Genomic DNA, 21,046 nt, shown 5'->3' on the forward strand with positions numbered 1-21,046 from the left:
ATGGTCTTTTTTTGTTAGTTGAAATTTTTAATTAATCTTATACTTTATCGTTAAGGATTTGCTTATAGAAATCGTATGACTAATTCTTGCCATTCTTCTTCTAAAGACATTTGTGAACGAGTTTCCTTGGCTCTCCTATACCAATAATCTGCATTCCAGATATCGCCTTCTTTACGATGTAAATAAGCATGAATTAAAGCAGATGAAGTATCATTTAATTGATCCACTTCATGATGGGCTTTATCCCAATCTCCTTTTCCATCATACCAAAGTGCCTTTAATGGAATAGCCAGGTCTAGTGGCGGTTGATCGGATTTTATGGAATCTTTAAATTCGAGGAAAGTCATGATAATATATGATTCGATCTTATTTATTAAAAGCAGTCATGGTATGTGCCGGACCAACTGTAACAAAACTCTTGATCAGTTCTACACTTTTATCAATCAGCGCTGGCAACTCTAATTGTTCATTTTTATCAAACAGACCTAAAACGAAATCAATCTGACGACCTTTAGGATAATCATTCCCGATACCGAACCGTAAGCGGGCATAATTTTGTCCACCACAAATTTCCTCTATGCTCTTTAAGCCATTATGGCCGGCACTTGAGCCTTGCAACTTTAAACGAAGTTTGCCCAGCGGAAGTGCTAAGTCATCAACAATAACCAATACGTTCTCTGGTGCGATCTTTAATTCCTTCATCCAATAGTTCACTGCTTTTCCACTCAGATTCATAAAGGTGGTTGGTTTAATTACATGAAGTTTTTTTCCTTTGAAACTTACCTCAGTATAATATGCCAACCGAATATTATCAAAACTCCCACCCAAGCCTTTTACCAATTCATCAGCAATATCAAACCCAATATTGTGCCTGGTATGTGCATAATCCGGACCAATATTACCCAAACCAACTATCAGATATTTCATGGTTGCAAAGGTAGAAAAAAAGGTTGAGGGCGGAAAGGGAGAGGGTGGAAAGGCAGAAAGTTAAAAGCTTAAAGGCTAAAGACCAAAGTGGAAGGACTAAAAAGCGATCCTGCCAACAAAGCAATCTACTCAAAACCATCATGCTGAATTTAGTTCAGCACCTATCTGGATAAGATCCTGAAACAAGTTCAGGAGGACGGGTCTTAATCAGCTCATCGTCAGCAATGACGACTGTTTGAGGGAAGACTAAAGCTAAAGACCTTCTTGATCCTGAAATCCTTAAATCCTAAAAAATCCTGATCACAAAAAAACGGCTCGAATAAATTCGAGCCGTTCCTTCTAATCAAGTTATCCTGACTATTTTTTACCTTTAGCAGCTTCAGTTTCTGCTTGTTTCAATGCTCTACTCATTCCTACAGACACGATTGTATCTTCTGGAGTATTTGTAATTACATATCCATCACCTTCAACATCACGAACGCGAACCAAACTACCAACTTCTAATTTAGCAATGCTCACTTCAACGCTTTGTGGCATTTTATTTGGCAACGCCTTAACACGAAGTTTACGTAATTTCTGAACCATTTTACCCCCCATTTTAACACCTGGAGAAGTTCCTGTTAGTTTAACCGGGATTTCCATAACGATTTCTTTTTCATCAAATAATTGAAGAAAATCGATGTGCATTAAAACATCAGTTAATGGATGAAATTGAGTATCTTTTACGATAGCTTTAGTTTTTGTACCGTTAACATCAAGCTCAACGAAGTTTACTTCAGCAGTATAAATTACATCTCTCAAATCTGAAATTACAACAGCGAAATGTTGTTGCTCTTTTCCACCGTACAATACCGCCGGAACTTTACCTTCGTAACGAAGTTCCTTGGCATCGCGTTTCCCTACGTTCTCTCTTGGAGAACCGCTAATTGCGATTGTTTTCATTTTATTTATATTTATTTATTAGTATCAAGTTTTTAGTATCGAGTATCAAGACCTTAAGCCCTAAACTATTAACCTCCAACTTTTTTAAACTCTTTTTTTGTTCAGCTTAAGTCGTTTTCTTCTTTTAAACGCTTAACGCTATACTCTAAACAAGTCGCTGATTGAACCGTGCTCATTTACATTGGCAATTGCCCTGGCGAATAAACTTGCGGTACTCAGCACTCTTATTTTTTCACTTTCCATTCTTAAAGGAATGGTATCCGTTACGATCAGTTCTGTTAACACAGAGTTTTCAACCGTTTCTATCGCTTTACCTGATAATACAGCATGCGTACAAACTGCTCTTACGCTGGCAGCACCATTTTCCATAATCAAGGCCGCAGCTTTTGATAATGTTCCGGCAGTATCACAAATATCATCAATCAATACCACGTCCTGCCCGGTTACATCACCAATAATCGACATGGATTCAATTTCATTGGCACGTTTACGACGTTTATCGCAGATAATCACTTCTGCATTAAAAAACTTAGCAAAAGTTCTAGCCCTGTATGAACCGCCCATATCAGGAGATGCAATAGTTAAATTCGGCAGATTTAAACTTTTAATATAAGGCACAAAAATAACCGATCCATCTAAGTGATCTACCGGAATATCAAAGAAACCCTGAATCTGAGCCGCATGCAAATCCATCGTCATGATGCGGTGGATACCTGCTGATTTTAATAAGTTTGCCACTAATTTGGCACCGATCGCTACACGGGGTTTATCCTTTCTATCCTGACGGGCTAAACCATAATATGGAACAACTGCTGTAATATAATGTGCCGACGCTCTTTTAGCCGCATCAACCATCAACAAAAGCTCCATTAAATTATCACTAGGCTGACAAGTAGATTGGATTAAAAAAACATCACAGCCGCGTATTGATTCGTCAAAAGAAGGTTGGAATTCTCCATCGCTAAATTTGTGGATCGTAACATCACCAAGTGGTTTGCCGTAACTTTCAGCAATTTTTAGTGATAATCCTCTAGAACCTGTTCCGGAAAATAATTTTACCGGGTTAAACTGCAATGGCATAATCCGTGTAGTTTACGGTTAAAAAAAATCGGATCATGTTATTTAAAAACACGATCCGATGATAAATTTGTTGTCCGACCTGGATTCGAACCAAGACAAACAGTACCAAAAACTGTCGTACTACCCTTATACTATCGGACAAACTTTCTCGAGGTTAACCCCTCGAAAGGGAACGCAAATGTAGGAAGCTTATTTGAAATATGCAAGAGTGATTTTAAAATATTTTTAATTTCTTTCCTGCTCTTCCTTTTTGCATTGCAAAGATAAAAAAATCATCATATGGTGTGCAACATTTTATTTTTTTCTACGACATTTTTAATCAAGAACCACATAAATCATTTATTATCAAAGACTAAATTTTTTACTATGAATTACTCAAAGATCAATACTATTGGCGGTTGGCTGTGTTTTATCGTTGCCGCGACCACTTATATCCTCACTTTAGATCAGTCTGTAAGTTTCTGGGATTGCGGTGAATTTATCGCATCAGCATACAGAATGGAGGTTGTTCACCAACCTGGTGCACCAATGGTATCCATGATTCAGAAGTTATTTTCTACCCTAGCCTTTGGCGATAAAACCAAAGTGGCCTATTTCATTAATGTTTCATCAGCATTGGCAAGTGCCGGAACCATTATGTTCTTATTCTGGACGATTACAGCATTAGCCAAAAAGACAGTTGTTAAAAAGAATGAAATCCTCACGAATCAGAACATCATTAGTATCATTGGCGCTGGTATAGTTGGCGCCTTGGCCTATGCTTTCTCTGATAGCTTTTGGTTTTCTGCAGTGGAGGCTGAAGTTTATGCCCTGTCATCGCTTTGCACCGCTGTAGTATTTTGGGGAATTTTGAAATGGGAATCGCAGGCTGATGAACCAAAAGCAGATCGCTGGCTCCTTTTTGTAGCTTACATTATGGGGATTTCCATTGGCATCCATATTTTAAACCTTTTAACTATCCCCGCAATTGTTTTTGTTTATTACTTTAAAAAAGTAGCCTCACCAGATTGGAAAGGAATCTTAAAAGCTTTCATCATTTCGATCATGGCATTGGCCATTGTTCAGTTTGGCATTATCCAATACCTCGTTTCTATCGCCGCAAACTTCGATTATTTCTTTGTAAACACATTGGGTTTTGGATTTGGGACTGGTATCATATGTTTCGCCATCTTATTAATTTCTGGTTTAATATTCGGCATCAGGTATTCTATTCTTAGAAAGAAAAGGATACTTAACCTGATTATGCTATTTACCGTGTTGCTTATTTTTGGATATAGTTCATTTGCCATGCTTATGATCAGGGCATACGCAAAACCAAATCTCAATAACTATAATGTAGATAATGTGTTTTCTTTCTCCAGATATGTGGGCAGAGATCAATATGGCGATCGTCCATTGCTATATGGAGAAAATTATAATTCTCAAAAAGTTGACATCAAAGAAACCGGAGAAATTTTTCGTAAAGGCGACAAGCGGTATGAATCGGCAGGAAAAAAATCAGCTTATGTGTATGCCGATAAAACCCTTTTGCCACGCATGTATAGTGATAAGCCAGAGCACATCAGGTTTTACAAAAACTATATGGGTTTTGATGATGAGCACAAACCATCTCTTGCGGATAATCTAAAATACATGTTTTCGTTTCAAGCTGGCCAAATGTACCTGCGCTATTTTATGTGGAATTTTGTGGGTAGACAAGATAATGAAGATGGGCAACGTGGTGGAAATGACGGTGCATGGCTGAGCGGAATAAAACCGATAGATGCAATACGTTTAGGTGATCAAAAAAATCTTCCTCCATCTACCCTGGAAAATAAAGCTTACAACCGTTTCTTCTTTTTACCCTTTTTGATTGGATTAATTGGCATTGTTTGGCACTTTAAAAGAAACCAGAAAGATGCAAGTGTTGTTGGATTGCTATTTGTTTTTACTGGTGCGGCCATTGTGATTTACCTTAACTCTGTTCCGGTAGAGCCACGCGAAAGGGATTATGCCTATGTTGGTTCTTTTTATGCTTTTGCCATTTGGATTGGCTTAGGTGTTTTCGGATTAAAGGAATGGGTATTTAAAAAAGTTACCCCTGCAAAGGCCGGTATTTTTGCTTCAGTTTTAGCCATGTTTGCGGCACCTATTTTGATGGCAAGCCAGGGCTGGGACGACCATGACCGTTCTCAAAGCCATGTAGCCAGAGACATGTCAGTAAATTACCTTAAGGCTTGTGCCCCAAATGCTATCCTTTTCACTTATGGAGATAATGATACTTATCCGGTTTGGTATGCCCAAGAGGTAGAAAATATCCGTCCGGATGTAAGAGTGGTTAACCTGAGTTTATTTACTGCTGACTGGTACATTGACGGAATGCGCAGAAAACAAAATCAATCAGCACCGTTACCCATCACTTTAAAACCTGAGCAATACGTAGAAGGAACAAGAGACATCATGTACTTTCAGGATTATAAAGTTGCACAGCATGTTGAACTCCAACAGATCTTAGACATTCTGCTATCTGATAACGATGCGGATAAAGTAACCATGAATGACGGTTCAAAATACAATATCTTACCTACAAAAAACCTTAAACTAACTGTAAACCCCCAACAAGTATTGGATACAGGAACTGTACCTAAAGAAGATGCTGGCAAAATCGCAGATAGCATTAAATGGACATTTAACCAGGAGTATGTAACCAAAGGTACGCTGGCCTTATTTGATATTCTTGTTCATAATCATTGGAAACGCCCTATTTACTTTACCGGGGCCATGCCTACTGAACAATATCTGGGTTTAGATCAATACCTATATACAGAAGGTCTTAACAGAAGGTTACTTCCACTTAAACCTAATCAAATTTCTGCAGACTCAGACCCTATTAACCTAAAGCCTCTATACCAAAACATGATGAATACCTATAGCTACGGCAATATCAAAAATGCCAATCATTTAGATCGGCAATCAGCTGATGATGTGGTGATGCTTTCTAATATGTTTGGCCGGTTGCTGAATGGCTTAATTGTGGAAGGCAATATCATAAAAGGCAAAAAGGTTGCAACTAAATATCTCGAGGTAATTCCCGATCAATTTTACACCTATCGACAGGCAATAAGCACAGTTTATCTTACTGAAAACTTGTATCAAATCAATGAATTAAAACAGGCTAATACCCTGATTAAAAAATCTGCAGATTACTTCGACAAAGAGCTTATTCATTTGGCTGATGTATCAGAAAGTCAGGGTTATCTGGCATCAGAGCAACAGGTTAGAATTTACATGAGCATGCTGAATGAGATGATCAAATTAACTGAAAAATTTAAACAGCCAGATTTGAGCAAAAAGATTGAAGGTAGATATAATATCCTTTTAAATCGCTTTACACCATTTGTGAGTGGTTAAGCTGAAACCATTGAACCTTAAATATGTAGGCAGATATTACAATTTAAAACTGATTTAAAAAAAATGAATGCCTTTTAAAATAGGTTAATCACGTTAAAAATTGTTAAATCAATCTTAAAATTTACCAGTTTTATCGACTAGAATAGTTAATTTCGGCAGCATTTTTATGTGAAAACCATTTTTTAATATCATTAAACAACCAATGAATTATTCTAAAGTCAATAATATAGTAGGCTGGATCTGCTTTCTAATTGCTACCATAACTTATGTTCTAACCTTGGAGCCTTCAGCAAGCTTTTGGGATTGTGGCGAATTTATAGCCTCAGCTTACAGAATGCAGGTTGTACACCAACCAGGTGCACCATTATTCTTAATGATTCAACGCTTTTTCTCTATTTTTGCCTTTGGTGATGTAACAAAAATTGCCTACTGGATGAACATTGGTTCTGCCGTTTCAAGCGGCGCCACCATCATGTTCTTATTCTGGACGATTACCGCATTGGCTAAGAAAACACTGGTTAAACCTGGTGAAGTGATTTTAAAAAGCACTTTAATTAGCATTATGGGTGCAGGAGCAGTTGGTGCATTGGCCTATACTTTCTCTGATAGTTTTTGGTTTTCTGCAGTAGAATCAGAAGTTTATGCACAGTCATCTTTATTTACTGCCATCGTATTTTGGGCGATATTAAAATGGGAATCTCATGCTGATGAGCCAAGAGCTGACAGATGGCTTTTATTCATTGCCTATATCATGGGTTTATCCATTGGTATTCACTTATTAAACTTATTAACCATTCCGGCAATTGCTTTTGTTTATTATTTCAGAAGAACAGGCAAAGCTACTACCGCTGGTATTTTTAAAACGTTGATTGTTGGAATCTTAATTTTAGCTGTTATTCAATATGGCATTATTCAATATTTAGTTTCCTTTGGTGCTTATTTCGATTTATTTTTCGTTAATACATTAGGTCTTGGTTTTGGAACTGGTGTTTTGTTTTTTGCGATTGTATTAATCGGATTATTGGTTTGGGGAATCAGATATTCTATTAAACATCAGAAGAAATTATTAAATCTGGGCTTAATTTCAACAGTACTGATCATTTTCGGATATGCCTCATTCTCCATGATCATCATCAGGGCAAAAGCTGATCCTAATCTAAACAACAGCGCACCTAAAGATGCCTTTTCATTTTTAAGTTACCTCAACCGTGAACAGTATGGCGACAGGCCATTAGGTTACGGGCCAAACTATAATTCGGAGCGGACAGGTATTAAAGAAGGTGGAAAAACCATCTGGAGAAAGGGAAATGATAAGTATGAGAAAGCGGGTACAAAAACTGAATATGAATACAGCAATAATACTTTGCTACCTCGTATGTACAGTGATGATGCCCCTCATGCTGCATTCTACAAAGAATGGATGCACCTTGATGATGCTAAAAAGCCAAACCTGGTAGATAATGTGGGTTTCTTATTCAGCTATCAGATTGGCTACATGTATATGCGTTATTTTGGCTGGAACTTTATTGGCCGCCAGAATGATGAACAAGGTCAGGGAAGTGGCTACGAAGGTGAATGGTTAAGTGGAATTAAGGCTTTCGATTCATGGAAAATTGGCGATCAAAGCCATCTTCCTCCATCAACTGTTGATAATAAAGCTTACAACCGCTTTTTCTTCCTACCACTAATTATTGGTTTGTTGGGTGCCATCTGGCATTTCCAACGCAATCAAAAAGATGCTGGCGTAGTTGCTTTGCTTTTCTTCTTTACTGGTATTGCCATTGTTTTATACTTAAATCAAAAGCCATTAGAACCACGTGAACGTGATTATGCTTATGTAGGATCGTTTTATGCTTTTGCCATTTGGATTGGGCTCGGCGTGCTCGCCATTCGAGAGTGGGTACTCAAAAAGCTTACGCCAACGACTGGTGCCATTGGCGCAACGGTAATTGGTTTATTGGTGGCTCCGGTAATTATGGCAGAACAAGGCTGGGATGATCACGACCGTTCAACAAAAATGGTGGCACATGATATTGCTTTGGATTATCTTCAATCCTGCGCACCAAATGCTATTTTATTTACTTACGGAGATAATGATACTTATCCGCTTTGGTATATTCAGGAGGTTGAAAATGTTCGTCCTGATGTTCGGATTGTGAATTTAAGTTTATTCGATACTGACTGGTACATTAATGGTTTAAGACAGAAACAAAATGAATCGGCGCCATTGCCAATCACTATGAAACCCGAGCAATATGTTCAGGGTGAAAGAGATGTAATGCCTTTCGATGACTATAAAATCGCCGGTAGTATTGAACTTAAAACCATCGTAGATTTACTTTTATCAAATGATGATAGTGATAAAGTAGCCATGCAGGATGGCACTAAATCGAACTTCCTGCCAACTAAAAATTTTAAAATCACCGTTGATCCGCAACAGGTAATTAGCACAGGAACAGTTTCTGCTGCGGATGCTGCAAAGATAACTCCCGAAATGGACTGGACCTTTAATAAAGGTTATGTTACCAAGGGTACATTAGCCATGTTAGATATCCTTGCGCATAATAACTGGAAAAGACCTATTTATTTTGCATCTACTGTTCCTTCTGAACAATACAATGGTTTAGATAAATATCTATACAATGAGGGTCTAGCTTTACACTTAATGCCATTAAAACCTGATACTACAACAAATCAGGAGAGAGCAGAACAGTTAAATACGCCTGTGTTGTACAATAATGTGATGACTAAGTTTAAATGGGGCAATATGAAAACTGCTACTTATTTAGATCCACAATCATCAGACGATACTTTTATTTTCACCAATATCTTCAGCAACTTAGCCGGAAGTTTAATTAAGGAAGGTAAAAATACTGAAGCTAAAAAGGTAGTTGATAAATATTATGAGATAATGCCTCAAAGGTTCTTTGGTTTGCGTACGGTAGTTGTAAAATACTACATGGCAGAAAATCTATATAAACTGGGTGAAACGGCAAGGGCAAATGAGATTTTAACCCAATCGGGTGATTACATCAATAAAGAACTTATTTTCTTAAGTGATATTTCAAAATCTAAAGGGTCGTTAACCGGATCTCAAAATGTTCAAACTGGTTTATACTATTTGGACAGAATGATTAAAACGAGTAAAGCCGCAGGACAAGAAAAGGTAAGTACACAACTGGGAAAAATATTCTCTGGTTTGGAAGCTAAATTTTCTGGTTATTACGCACAGCAAGGCCCTACTGAACAGTAATTAGTAATTAATTTTAAAGGATATGAAGCAGCTACTTTTCAGTAGCTGCTTTTTTTTGATTTAACTTAAGAAGTCTCAAAGGGTTTGTGGGCAGAAGGACTTAGGGCCTGTCGTTTCTATAATATAATATATTTACCGTAAAATACGGTTTCCTATATACAAACTCGTTATAAACGAGCGTGAGCACAAGCGCTGTTTGATATTTAGACTGACGAAGTTCCCCATTTCACACGGCCGACAAACTTCGTAAGTCTTGGTGTAAAGTTCAAAGGGTTTGTAGACTGAAGGACTTAGGGCCTGCACTCGTTTCTATCATATAATAATTTACCGTAAAATACGGTTTCCTATATACACACTCGTTATAAACGAGCGTGAGCACAAGCGCTGTTTGATATTTAGACTGATGAAGTTCCCCATTTCACACGGCCGACAAAACTTCATAAGTCTTGTTGTAAACTTCAAAGGGTTTGCCGGCTGAAGAACTTAGGGCCTGCGCTCGTTTCTAACGAGCGCATAATAGCTTTACGATTCTATCGTATAATAATTTACCGTAAAATACGGTTTCCTATATACACACTCGTTATAAACGAGCGTGAGCATAAGCGCTGTTTGATATTTAGACTGACGAAGTTCCCCATTTCACAGGCCAGCAAAACTTCGTAAGTCTTGGTGTAAACTTCAAAGGGTTTGCGGGCTGAAGGACTTAGGGCCTGCGCTCGTTTCTAACGAGCGCATAATAGCTTTACGATTCTATCGTAAAAAATAATTAGCTTTAAGCTATGTCTGACCAATATACAGCAAGAGATCCTAATGGAATTTACTTTTTAACCTTTACGATAGTAGATTGGGTTGATATTTTTACGCGTCAATCTTATAAAGGGATTATTATTATTGACTCATTAAAATATTGTCAAACAGCTAAAGGTTTAAAATTATTTGCCTTCTGCTTAATGACTAATCACATCCACTTGATTGCATCGTCATCCGGCAACTACCAGTTATTTGAAATTATTAGGGATTTTAAAAAATATACTAATCGAGCTATTATAAAGGAAATTGAGGATGGAGATGAAAGTCGTAAGAAATGGCTTTTAAATAAATTTGAGTTTGCAGGTAGATATCTAAAAAGGATTGAAAACTATAAAGTTTGGCAGGATGGATATCATGCAGTTGAATTAAACTCCATTCATTTTACTTATCAAAAACTTAATTACATTCATCAAAATCCGGTTAGAGCAGGGATAGTTTCAGAACCTGAACATTACATTTATAGCTCAGCCTCAAATTATACAAATATGGGTGGGGTTTTAGATGTGGAATTATTAGATATTTACTAAAATTACATTCTTTGAATTTTATTGGTATCCATTAGTTTTCTCATTATTTATCAGCTATTTGAATGATATCGTAAAATACGACTTTCTATTCTCACGCTCGTTAGAAACGAGCGTGAGCACAAGATAAATTTAGCGCCTGCACTCGTTTTTAACGAGCGCATAATAGCTTTACGATTGTATCGTATAAATACTTAGATTGATCATTAAATGATAATATTACCGTAAAATACGACTTCCTATATACACACTCGCTAGAGACGAGCGTGAGCACAAGCGCTGTTTGATATTTAGACTGACGAAGTTTCCCATCACAAAAGACCTACAAAACTTCGTAAGTCTTGGTGTAAACAAAAAATCCCGCTTGGCTAGGCCAAACGGGACAAAAAAAATATAGTTAGTTAATGATTATTCGTTTACAACACCCATGGCACAGAATTTATTAATTCTTTGCTCAATGAGTTTATCTGTTTTTAGCTTTACTAAAGAAGCTAAATCTTTTATGATATAATCTTTTAAAGTATTTCCCATCAATTCAGGATCCTGGTGTGCGCCGCCAAGTGGCTCAGGAATAATTCCATCAATCAGCTTGTTACCAAACATATCATCAGATGTTAGTTTTAGACACTCTGCGGCTTTTTCTTTAAAATCCCAGCTTCTCCATAAAATAGAAGAACAAGATTCTGGTGAAATTACAGAATACCAGGTATGTTCTAACATATAAACCTTGTCACCAATACCAATACCTAAAGCACCACCTGATGCTCCCTCTCCCACTACTATACAGATAATTGGCACGCGGAGAATAGACATTTCAAGTAGGTTTCTGGCAATTGCCTCACCTTGTCCACGCTCTTCTGCTTCTAAACCTGGGTAAGCACCCATCGTATCAATAAATGAAATCACTGGTTTATTAAACTTTTCTGCTAAACGCATTAAACGTAAGGCTTTACGGTAGCCTTCAGGATTGGCCATACCGAAATTACGAAACTGACGCTCTTTAGTATTTTTACCCTTCTGATGACCAATTACCATTACGGTTTGGCCGTTTATTGAAGCAAAACCACCAATAATAGCCTTATCATCTTTAACTGTTCTATCGCCATGTAACTCAATAAAATCATCACAAATCATGCTGATGTAATCAAGTGTTTGCGGACGATCTGGATGACGGCTCATCTGAACTTTATTCCAGCCAGTTAAATTTTTATATAAGTTATTGGTAGTTTCATTTAATTTACTATCAAGCTCATCTAAAGTGGCAGACATATCTACCTTGGTTTTATCGGCAACTTGCTGAACCTTTTCTATTTGCTGAACCAGATCGGCAATAGGTTTTTCAAAATCGAATGATGTTTTTATTTGCTGCATAATTGAACCACAAAAATAAGTAATTATTTTTAGTTTGCAGCCAACAGTTTTTTTACAATGTTTTTTAAAGCGTTAATCATGCTGTTAAAACTTAGCTGCCTCTCCCACTTTTGGCAAAGCATTCTGAATAAATTGCCTAATGTGGTTATTTGCAGTTTTGAGATCATCTTTACGCAAATACATCATATGGCCGCTACGGTAACCTTCCCAAAATATTCTATCTTTTAATTTCCCGGCAGCATCTAATTGCCACATACTATATTTTGCATTAAAATAATCGCAGGCTCCATCATAATAGCCCGACTGAACCAATAAGTGAAGAAATGGATTTTGTGCCATGGCCTGGCGGAGATTATCACCTGTTTGGTCGCCGGTTTTATCCCAAGGATAAACCGAGCCGAACATATTATACTTTAAATCGGTTTTATAATTGAGTTCATTGCGGATGTACATATTAATAGCTGGTGTAAAGGAATGTAGCCACGAAGTAAGCTCCGCATTGTAATCAGGCCCCTCACCTGCACTCATTTTATCGATACCACGGTATCGGGAATCTAAGCGCCCTACCGTAAAACCTTTATCCCGCATTAATTCTTTCCAGAAGAAATCAGTAGGAACATTAAGGTTATAATCTAAAATTACCTTTTCTGACAAGCCTGAATATCGGGCCATTTTAGCGGCTATTACTTTTCTTTTATCTGGGGCTAACATTCCTCCCTGCGCAATTGCCGGCATGAGTTCGTTAATGGTAAACATTTCTACCTCTGGCAACATCGCCGTTAAATCTTTCGATTGTAAATCTGTAGGCAATACTTTATGGTACCAGGCCGTAGCTGCGAAGTAAGGTAAACGCAATGCCGCATCAACGGGTCCACCTCTTTCAATCCCCAATTCTGTTGGAGAAACCAAAACCACCCCATTTAGGTACATCCATTGGTTATTTTGAAGTTCTAAAGCCAGGCCTGAAACACGTGTTGTACCGTAGCTTTCTCCTATTAAAAATTTTGGTGATGCCCAGCGGTTATTTCTGGTTACGAAAGTGTTTATCCACTCAGCTAAATATTTGATATCTGCCCGAACGCCAAAAAACTTTTCTTTAGGTATATCTTTGCTTATTGCTCGTGAATAACCTGTATTTACAGGGTCGACATAAACAACGTCAGCAACATCAAGAATAGAGTATGGATTTTCTTTATAACCATAAGGTTGTACCGGATAGCCCTCATCATCAATATTTAAAACTACCGGACCAGTATACGCGATGTGCATCCAAACTGATGCAGAACCTGGTCCTCCGTTAAAGGAAATAACCAATGGTCTTTTATCTCGATTGGAAACATCACTTCGCTCATAATAAGTGTAAAACAAGCCAGCAATTGGTTTTCCATCTTCATCCCACACCGGTAAAGTGCCGGTTGTGGCTTTATAAGGAACGGATTTGCCCGCTATATTAACAGTATGATTGGTAACTACAGCACTTTCTACCTTGATGGTCCGTTCATTTGCTGCAGTTTTAGCTTCATCTTTAACGGTAACTTGTGTGGTGGTGGTTGTTTCTTTTGCAGCTGTTTTCTTTTGTGGTTGTTGCGCAAAAACAACCATTCCGGTAAACAAAAAAGTGGTGAGTAAAAGTTTAAATTTCATGTAGTTTAGTTTGGATTATAAATATCCAACTAAAGCTTTATTATTCAAAAATCACAGTAGAAATGTTACTGAAAAATGGAATGACGGAAACGGCGGGTTCATAACAAGCGGATCAAACCCGTGCGGTTGAAATAAATAGCGCAAATTAACCACCCCGCCTTTCAGGCACCCCTCCTTGAAAAAAGGAGGGGAGTTAGCGATCGCTATAAAAGCTTGATAAGGTCTATAATATGCTGTGATCCTTTAATAATTCAAATCGTACGTCCTCCTGAACTTGATTCAGGATCTTTTGCGAAAGTTTCTTTCTTTTGGTGTCAAAAGAAAAAAGCCCGTCCTGCTATGATAAGATGAAATAGTAACAACCTGGGATGTTATGTTATTCGATAATTGATAGCTCTAGCTTTCATAGCTTGCAGATGCCTCATGCTTCGGCTTGACAGCGTTTGCTATAGCGATCGCATTAAGATAATCTCTAAACAGACCTATTTTCTTCAACACCTAATTTTGCTGTCAAAACATCATCTGATTTTTTAGGTTCTCTAATAAATAAATAACAGATTATAGCGGCCAGAATCATCAAACCACCACCCAATTGAACTGCTAAGAGTCTATCGTTATTCAATACATTTCTCATTAACCAGCCAAAGCCTAATGAAGCTATAATTTCTGGTAGCACAATAAAGAAGTTGAAAATGCCCATGTAAATGCCAATTTTATCTTTTGGCAGTGAACCGCTCAACATGGCGTAAGGCATAGAAAGAATACTGGCCCAGGCAATGCCAACACCCGTCATGCAGAGATACAACATATTTTTATCATGTACCCAGGCCACACTAATTAATCCAATGGCACCGCAGATTAAACATATAGCATGCGTAGTTTTTCTTCCTAAAGCATCGGCAATTTTAGGCAGAACTAAAGCAAAAAGAAATGTGATTACGCTATAATAGGCTAAAGTTAAACTTCCAAAATCGGCACCTTGGGCATAGATGGGATCTGCAGCATCTTTACCACCAAAAACATTTACGGCAACAGCAGTGGTGTAATAAAACCACATCAGAAATAATCCTGGCCAGGTAAAAAACTGAACTAAGGATACAATCTGCATTCGTTTCGGCATATTTCTCAACGCACTAAAAATTTCATTCACACCATCACTAAATCCGTTAGTGTTTTTTTTACTAGAATCTTCTTCCTGTGGAGGATATTCTTTGGTGGTAAAAACCGTCCACAATACGGCCGCAAAAAAGAAAAAAGCACCTATATAAAAGGAGAATCTTACATTTTCAGGAATGCTACCTTTAGCCGCTGTATTTTGTAAATGAAATACGTTGTTCATTAGCCATGGTAAAGCTGAAGCCACACTTCCACCTAAACCAATCATCATACTTTGCATGATAAAACCGCGGTTTACCTGGCTATCAGGCAATTTGTCCGTAACAAAGGCACGAAAGGGTTCCATGGCAATATTTCCAAAAACGTCTAAAACCCAAAGCAATCCTGCCGCCATCCAGAGCACACTACTATGTGGCATAAAGATTAGCGCAATGCTACTTACAATTGCACCAATCATAAAATAAGGTCTTCTCCTACCCCACTTTGGATGCCAGGTATGGTCACTTAAATAGCCGATAATGGGCTGCACTAAAAGTCCGGTTAGGGGTGCGGCTAAAAACAATAAGGGAACCTGATCTGGATTGGCACCCAGGTTTTCGTAAATACGGCCCATATTGGCACGCTGTAAATCCCAACCGAATTGGATGCCAAAAAAACCCACACTCATGTTGATGATCTGTACGAGGGTTAATTTCGGGTTCTCGAAAATTGTTTTTAAGCTCATTGTTTTTCGTTATTTTACCACTGAGGGCATAGAGTTTTTCACGGAGGACACAAAGTTTCTTTTTGCTAACTGTTCATTTCCTCTATAAGCTCATTGTTATTTGGTTCTGTTTTTTACCACATAGCACACCGAGTTTTTACACAAAAGACATTGACATTTTAAAACTTCTCTGCTTGCTCTGTGCTTTTTCTTTGTGTACTCTGTGGTTAATCCTTTTTAAAATTCTATCACCTGTGCCGATACCGGTCCGAGTTTAACCGGAATACTGGTTCCTGCAGGAATGTTTAATTTTCTATCCGTTAATAAATCTGTAACGGGAGATGAATTTTTAACTTTCAGAATCTGATCAGGGATTTCAATATTGGCTTCCAAAGTTTGTGTTCTGTCGAAATTGGCAACAACAAGCAAACGTTGCTTACCTGAATAACGGATAAAGGCGTACATTCGGTTATTCATGTTTCCAGTTTGCGGAACATCATAAATATCCCCATTTAAAATGGCATCACTAGCTGTTGTTACTTTTAAAAGCTGTTGATAATATGCACGTAAATGCTTTTGATCTTCGTTTAATTTTTTACCATCAAAAGCACCATTATTCATCCATTTCTGGTGATTAGGAACACCCCAGTAATCAAAAATAGTTGTGCGGTTATCATCACCACCATATCCTTCAGCACCTTTTCCAGGCTCACCTACTTCCTGACCGAAATAAAGCATTACTGGCCCGGCACCTAAAGTAGCAGAAACCACCATTGCAGGTAAAGCCAGTTCGGCCTTGCCTGCAAATCCTGCAGAAGCAATTCTTTCCTCATCATGGTTTTCTAAAAAGCGCAACATGTGTTTGCCAAAACCAGCACTTTCTACCTGCCATACCTGACGGATATCCTTTACATCTGCATTTGGTTCGTTCTTAATTAGTTTTTTTAATCCATCGTACAAGCCTACTTTATCATATAGGTAATCAAATTTACCATCTTCCAGGTATTGTTTGTACACTTGCGGATTATAAGCTTCACCAAGAAAAATTAAATCTGGATTAACTTTTTTCACTTGAGGAATTACCCAGTTCCAGAAAGCAATGGGCACCATTTCAGCCATATCGCAACGAAATCCATCCACACCCTTTTTAGTCCAGAAAATCAGGATATCCCGCATTTTCGTCCAAACAGGAGGAATCGGATCAAAATATTGTTTTTCGCCATTTTGATAATCTATCCCATAATTTAGTTTGATGGTTTCATACCAGTCGTCATACTTTGGGGAAGCAGAAAAAACGTTATTTCCGGTTGCCTTTGCTGGGACTTCATTAAACTTTCCATCCTGCAAAGCAGAAAGTGGCGTTTTTATTCCGTTGGTTGGCACCATAAAAGGCTGATTGGGGATATAATAAAAATCATTTTTCGGGCTAAAGCTTTTGGTGACATCATCTTCTGCTCCAAAATCAATTATATTTTGTGGCTTGGCACCAGAATGGTAACTCCTTGCTACATGATTGGGAATAAAATCAATAATTACTTTCAGGTTTTTAGTATGTGTTCGCTTAACTAATGCTTCAAATTCCTGCATCCGGTTTTTAACGTTTACGGCCAAATCTGGATTTACATCATAATAATCACGAATCGCATAGGGTGAACCTGCCCGGCCTTTCACTACATCTGCATCATCTACAGGAATTCCGTAAGCAGTATAATCTGTTAAACTGGCATGGGCAATGGCACCTGTATACCAAACATAATTGGCATGGAGTTCTTTAATTCCATCCAGCGCTTGATCGGTAATATCATTGAATTTACCAGAACCATTTTGTTCAATAGTGCCATAAGGGATGTTGGCTGTATTTTTATTTCCGAATAAACGAGGCAATAACTGATAGATAACGATTTGTTTATCGTTCATACTGATTTGTTTTTGTTGTGCAAAGGATGATGATGAAATAAATAAAAGGAAAAATGCAAATACAAAAACCTTCGAAGTGAGATTGCTTCGTTGTTTCTCCTCGCAATGACGAAGCATTGAAAGGTTGCGATTTTCCTTCTTACATTTTACCTCTACAATCATACCAACTCCGCGTTATTTACCACTATTTCAGCATTACCTGCCAGTTTATGATATTGGCCTTTGATTCCGATTTCTAAATCAACAGCATTGTTATTTTTGATATTGATTCCGTTTTCAGTGATGTTGATTTTTAAAGTAGCCCCTCTGAAACCGATGGTAAAAGAGAATGCTTTCCATTGCGTTGGCAAAAACGGACTGAAATGCAATTTACCTTTACGAACCCGCATTCCGGCAAAGCCTTCAACCACACTCATCCAGGTTCCAGCCATTGAAGTGATGTGCAAGCCATCCTCGGTATCGTTGTTGTAATCATCTAAATCTAACCGGGCTGTACGCAAATAAAATTCATATGCACGGGCTTCATCATTTAATTTTGCAGCTAAAATACTGTGTACGCAAGGCGATAGAGAACTTTCATGAACGGTACGTGGCTCGTAGAAATCGAAGTTTCTTCTAATCGTTTCCAAATCATAATTCTCCTCAAAGAAATACAATCCCTGCAAAACATCAGCTTGTTTAATAAAAGGCGAGCGTAAAATTCTATCCCAGCTCCATTTCTGGTTAATGGGTCTTTCACTAGCGGGAAGATCCTTTACTAAAATTTGTTCCTTATCTAAATAACCATCCTGTTGCAGAAAAATTCCTTTTTCCTGATCTTCCGGATAGTACATTTTTTCGATGATATCTGCCCAATCTGCAAATTCCTGATCATTAAAATTTAAGCTTTCGAGCAGGTTTTTATATTTTTCTGGTTGTTGTATTTTTACCATTTCCGCAGCTTCGGTGGCATATTTCATACACCATGTAGCCAGTAGGTTCGTATACCAGTTGTTGTTTACATTATTTTCGTATTCATTCGGACCGGTAACCCCAAGCATCACATACTGCTGTTTATCGCTGCTCCAGTTTACACGTTGTTTCCAAAAACGGGCAATGCCGATTAATACTTCCAAACCGAAATCAGCCAAATAACTTTCGTCACCGGTGTAACGGATGTAGTTGTAAATCGCAAAAGCAATGGCACCATTTCGGTGGATTTCTTCAAAGGTAATTTCCCATTCGTTATGACATTCTTCACCATTCATGGTCACCATTGGATAAAGTGCAGCTCCATCTTTGAAGCCAAGTTTTGCTGCATTTTCTATCGCTTTACCCAATTGTTTATGGCGATAAATCAATAAATTTTTACTTACCTCTTGTGGTGCGGTTGCCAGATAAAACGGTACGCAATAGGCTTCCGTGTCCCAATAGGTGGAACCTCCGTATTTCTCGCCGGTAAAGCCCTTTGGACCAATATTTAACCTATCATCTTTACCAGTATAAGTTTGAAACAACTGGAAAATATTGAAACGAATAGCTTGTTGAGCAGAAACGTCGCCCTCAATAATGATGTCGCTTTCTTCCCATTTGGTCGCCCAGGCTTCAGTTTGTTCTTTTAGTAAAGTATCAAAACCTTTCGCTGTTGCTTGAGCAATAACCGCTTTAGCTTCTTTTAAAAGAGATTCTTTTGTGTAATTTTCAGAAGATAGATTCGCAGCGATTTTAACCAAAGTGATTTCTTCGTTTGCCTTGATATCTACCGATAAAGTTTGCCCGACGAACTTTTCTTTGCGAACAGCGTCTGGATTTATCGCTACCTGTTCTCCGTTTTTATATAATTCAATATGACTTCCGGTACAAACTTCGAACTCCGTTTTCTTAGTTTTTAGTTTGATGTAGGCTTCTGTTCCGGTAATTTCATCAGCAACCAGTTCCCAGAATTTTTCGTCATAGTTACTGTCCTGATTTTTAATATCGCCATCAATGAAGGGCATTAAATTTAGTTTTCCATCAAAATCAACAGAAGTAATGCTATAACGGATGGCACCAACTTCATCATCAGCGATGCTGCAAAAACGGGTAGCCTTAACCTTTACTGATTTACCACTTTTTAATTTTGCTGTGAAACTCCGCTCTAACACACCCGCGTGCATGTTCAACACCCGTTTGAAATCGCTTACCTCAGCAGTCGCCAGATCTAAAATTTCATCATCCAGCTTTACTTCAATACCTACCCAGTTGGCAGCATTCAACACTTTGGCGAAATATTCCGGATAGCCATTTTTCCACCAACCTACACGGGTTTTATCCGGATAATAAACACCAGCGACATAATTGCCCAGTAAAGTTTCGCCAGAATACGTTTCTTCAAAGTTAGCACGTTGGCCCATCCGGCCGTTACCTAAACTGAAAATGCTTTCTGAAATTTTATTTAAATGTGGATCAAAGCCTTCTTCGATAATGTTCCACTCGTGTGCTTTAATGTAATTCTTCATCTTTTATGCTTTCATCATTACGAGGTACGAAGCAATCTCCTTTCAGAGTGTTCATACCCGCAACTGATTTGATTTTTTTATTAGATTGCTTCGTGCCTCGCAATGACGGCAGGACTTAACCTATAAGTTCTCTAAATCTTTAACCGTTAATTTGTCTAATCCACTTACCACCACATCTGCCTGGGTAAGTACACTTTTTTCGCCTATACCGATGGCTTTCATTCCACCTCGTTTTGCGGCTTCCACACCGGCTACAGCATCTTCAAAAACCACGCATTCTTCTGGTTTGAAACCTAACAGCTCTGCACCTTTAAGAAAAACCTCTGGGTCTGGTTTAGATTTAGTAACCATATTTCCATCTACAATTTCATCAAAGAAATGAGCCAGGTGGGTACGTTCTAAAATGATTCCTGAATTTTTACTGGCTGAACCGAGTGCCAGTTTATAACCTGCTTGATGAATTTCAGTTAAAAAACCAACTGTTCCTGGAAGTACTTCTGCAGGTGTCATCTTAGTGATCATCTCTACATACCAGCTGTTTTTTAATGTGGCCAGTTCTTCCTTTTCTACGTCGGTTTTTTCTACGCCACCCCAGGCTAAAATTTTATTTAAGCTTTCTACTCTGCTCACGCCTTTTAATTGCTCATTTTGTTCTTCTGTAAAATCAAAACCCATGGTATTGGCCAAACGCTTCCAGGCCTGATAGTGGTAAACTGCGGTATCTACCAATACGCCATCAAGATCAAAGAGACAGGCTTTAATTGGAGTTTGTGGTATAGCGTTTGAGGTTTGGAGTTCTTCTTGCATTGTGTTGTTTTTGGTATTGAGTAGTAAGTATTAAGCAATTAGTATCAAGTATCCAGACAGGGTGCTTTACCTGCATTGTACATAA

At 38.1% G+C, this 21,046-nt stretch carries 13 protein-coding genes; 3 read left to right on the forward strand and 10 right to left on the reverse strand.

Annotated elements, in window-relative coordinates:
- Positions 1 to 62 precede the first annotated feature (62 nt).
- The 4 genes from EV200_RS13535 to EV200_RS13550 all read right to left on the reverse strand — a co-directional run bounded on the left by EV200_RS13535 (position 63) and on the right by EV200_RS13550 (position 2,949).
- A complete protein-coding gene (locus tag EV200_RS13535) occupies positions 63 to 347 on the reverse strand; it encodes a hypothetical protein (RefSeq protein ID WP_132533494.1) in 285 nt (94 codons plus the stop codon).
- A 19-nt stretch (positions 348 to 366) separates the two neighbouring features.
- Complete coding sequence (gene pth / locus EV200_RS13540; protein WP_132533496.1) at positions 367 to 927, reverse strand: aminoacyl-tRNA hydrolase; 561 nt, start codon at positions 925 to 927, stop codon at positions 367 to 369.
- 357 nt (positions 928 to 1,284) lie between these two features.
- Positions 1,285 to 1,869: a 50S ribosomal protein L25/general stress protein Ctc gene (locus tag EV200_RS13545; protein ID WP_132533498.1), complete on the reverse strand. Its 585-nt coding sequence runs from the start codon at positions 1,867 to 1,869 to the stop codon at positions 1,285 to 1,287.
- A 138-nt stretch (positions 1,870 to 2,007) separates the two neighbouring features.
- Positions 2,008 to 2,949 (reverse strand): ribose-phosphate pyrophosphokinase, encoded by a 942-nt coding sequence (locus EV200_RS13550; protein WP_132533500.1) that lies wholly within the window; start codon positions 2,947 to 2,949, stop codon positions 2,008 to 2,010.
- Positions 2,950 to 3,315: 366 nt separating this feature from the next.
- Between EV200_RS13550 and EV200_RS13565 the strand changes: the two genes are divergently transcribed.
- From EV200_RS13565 to EV200_RS13575, 3 genes are all read left to right on the forward strand, one after another.
- On the forward strand, positions 3,316 to 6,339 hold the full coding sequence (locus EV200_RS13565; RefSeq protein WP_132533502.1) for a glycosyltransferase family 117 protein: 3,024 nt from the start codon (positions 3,316 to 3,318) through the stop codon (positions 6,337 to 6,339).
- Between the two features lie 202 nt (positions 6,340 to 6,541).
- Positions 6,542 to 9,592 carry a DUF2723 domain-containing protein gene (locus EV200_RS13570; protein ID WP_132533504.1) on the forward strand — a complete coding sequence of 1,017 codons (3,051 nt, stop codon included), beginning with the start codon at positions 6,542 to 6,544 and terminating at the stop codon, positions 9,590 to 9,592.
- Positions 9,593 to 10,371: 779 nt separating this feature from the next.
- Positions 10,372 to 10,929, forward strand: a complete 558-nt coding sequence (locus EV200_RS13575; RefSeq protein ID WP_132533506.1) for an REP-associated tyrosine transposase — start codon at positions 10,372 to 10,374, stop codon at positions 10,927 to 10,929.
- 405 nt (positions 10,930 to 11,334) lie between these two features.
- Here the strand turns inward: EV200_RS13575 and EV200_RS13580 are convergent, their stop codons facing one another.
- The 6 genes from EV200_RS13580 to pgmB all read right to left on the reverse strand — a co-directional run bounded on the left by EV200_RS13580 (position 11,335) and on the right by pgmB (position 20,961).
- Complete coding sequence (locus EV200_RS13580) at positions 11,335 to 12,297, reverse strand: acetyl-CoA carboxylase carboxyltransferase subunit alpha (RefSeq protein ID WP_132533508.1); 963 nt, start codon at positions 12,295 to 12,297, stop codon at positions 11,335 to 11,337.
- An 84-nt stretch (positions 12,298 to 12,381) separates the two neighbouring features.
- Positions 12,382 to 13,941, reverse strand: coding sequence for a S10 family peptidase (locus EV200_RS13585; protein WP_132533510.1), 1,560 nt, complete (start codon positions 13,939 to 13,941; stop codon positions 12,382 to 12,384).
- A gap of 472 nt (positions 13,942 to 14,413) precedes the next feature.
- Positions 14,414 to 15,781 carry an MFS transporter gene (locus EV200_RS13590; RefSeq protein ID WP_132533512.1) on the reverse strand — a complete coding sequence of 456 codons (1,368 nt, stop codon included), beginning with the start codon at positions 15,779 to 15,781 and terminating at the stop codon, positions 14,414 to 14,416.
- Between the two features lie 216 nt (positions 15,782 to 15,997).
- Positions 15,998 to 17,677, reverse strand: coding sequence for an alpha-amylase family glycosyl hydrolase (locus EV200_RS13595; RefSeq protein WP_229676832.1), 1,680 nt, complete (start codon positions 17,675 to 17,677; stop codon positions 15,998 to 16,000).
- A gap of 158 nt (positions 17,678 to 17,835) precedes the next feature.
- Complete coding sequence (locus tag EV200_RS13600) at positions 17,836 to 20,154, reverse strand: glycoside hydrolase family 65 protein (protein ID WP_132533516.1); 2,319 nt, start codon at positions 20,152 to 20,154, stop codon at positions 17,836 to 17,838.
- Between the two features lie 120 nt (positions 20,155 to 20,274).
- Positions 20,275 to 20,961 carry a beta-phosphoglucomutase gene (gene pgmB, locus EV200_RS13605; RefSeq protein ID WP_132533518.1) on the reverse strand — a complete coding sequence of 229 codons (687 nt, stop codon included), beginning with the start codon at positions 20,959 to 20,961 and terminating at the stop codon, positions 20,275 to 20,277.
- Positions 20,962 to 21,046: the final 85 nt, after the last annotated feature.

It is taken from the genome of Pedobacter psychrotolerans, assembly GCF_004340665.1.
Classification (GTDB): Bacteria; Bacteroidota; Bacteroidia; order Sphingobacteriales; family Sphingobacteriaceae; genus Pedobacter; species Pedobacter psychrotolerans.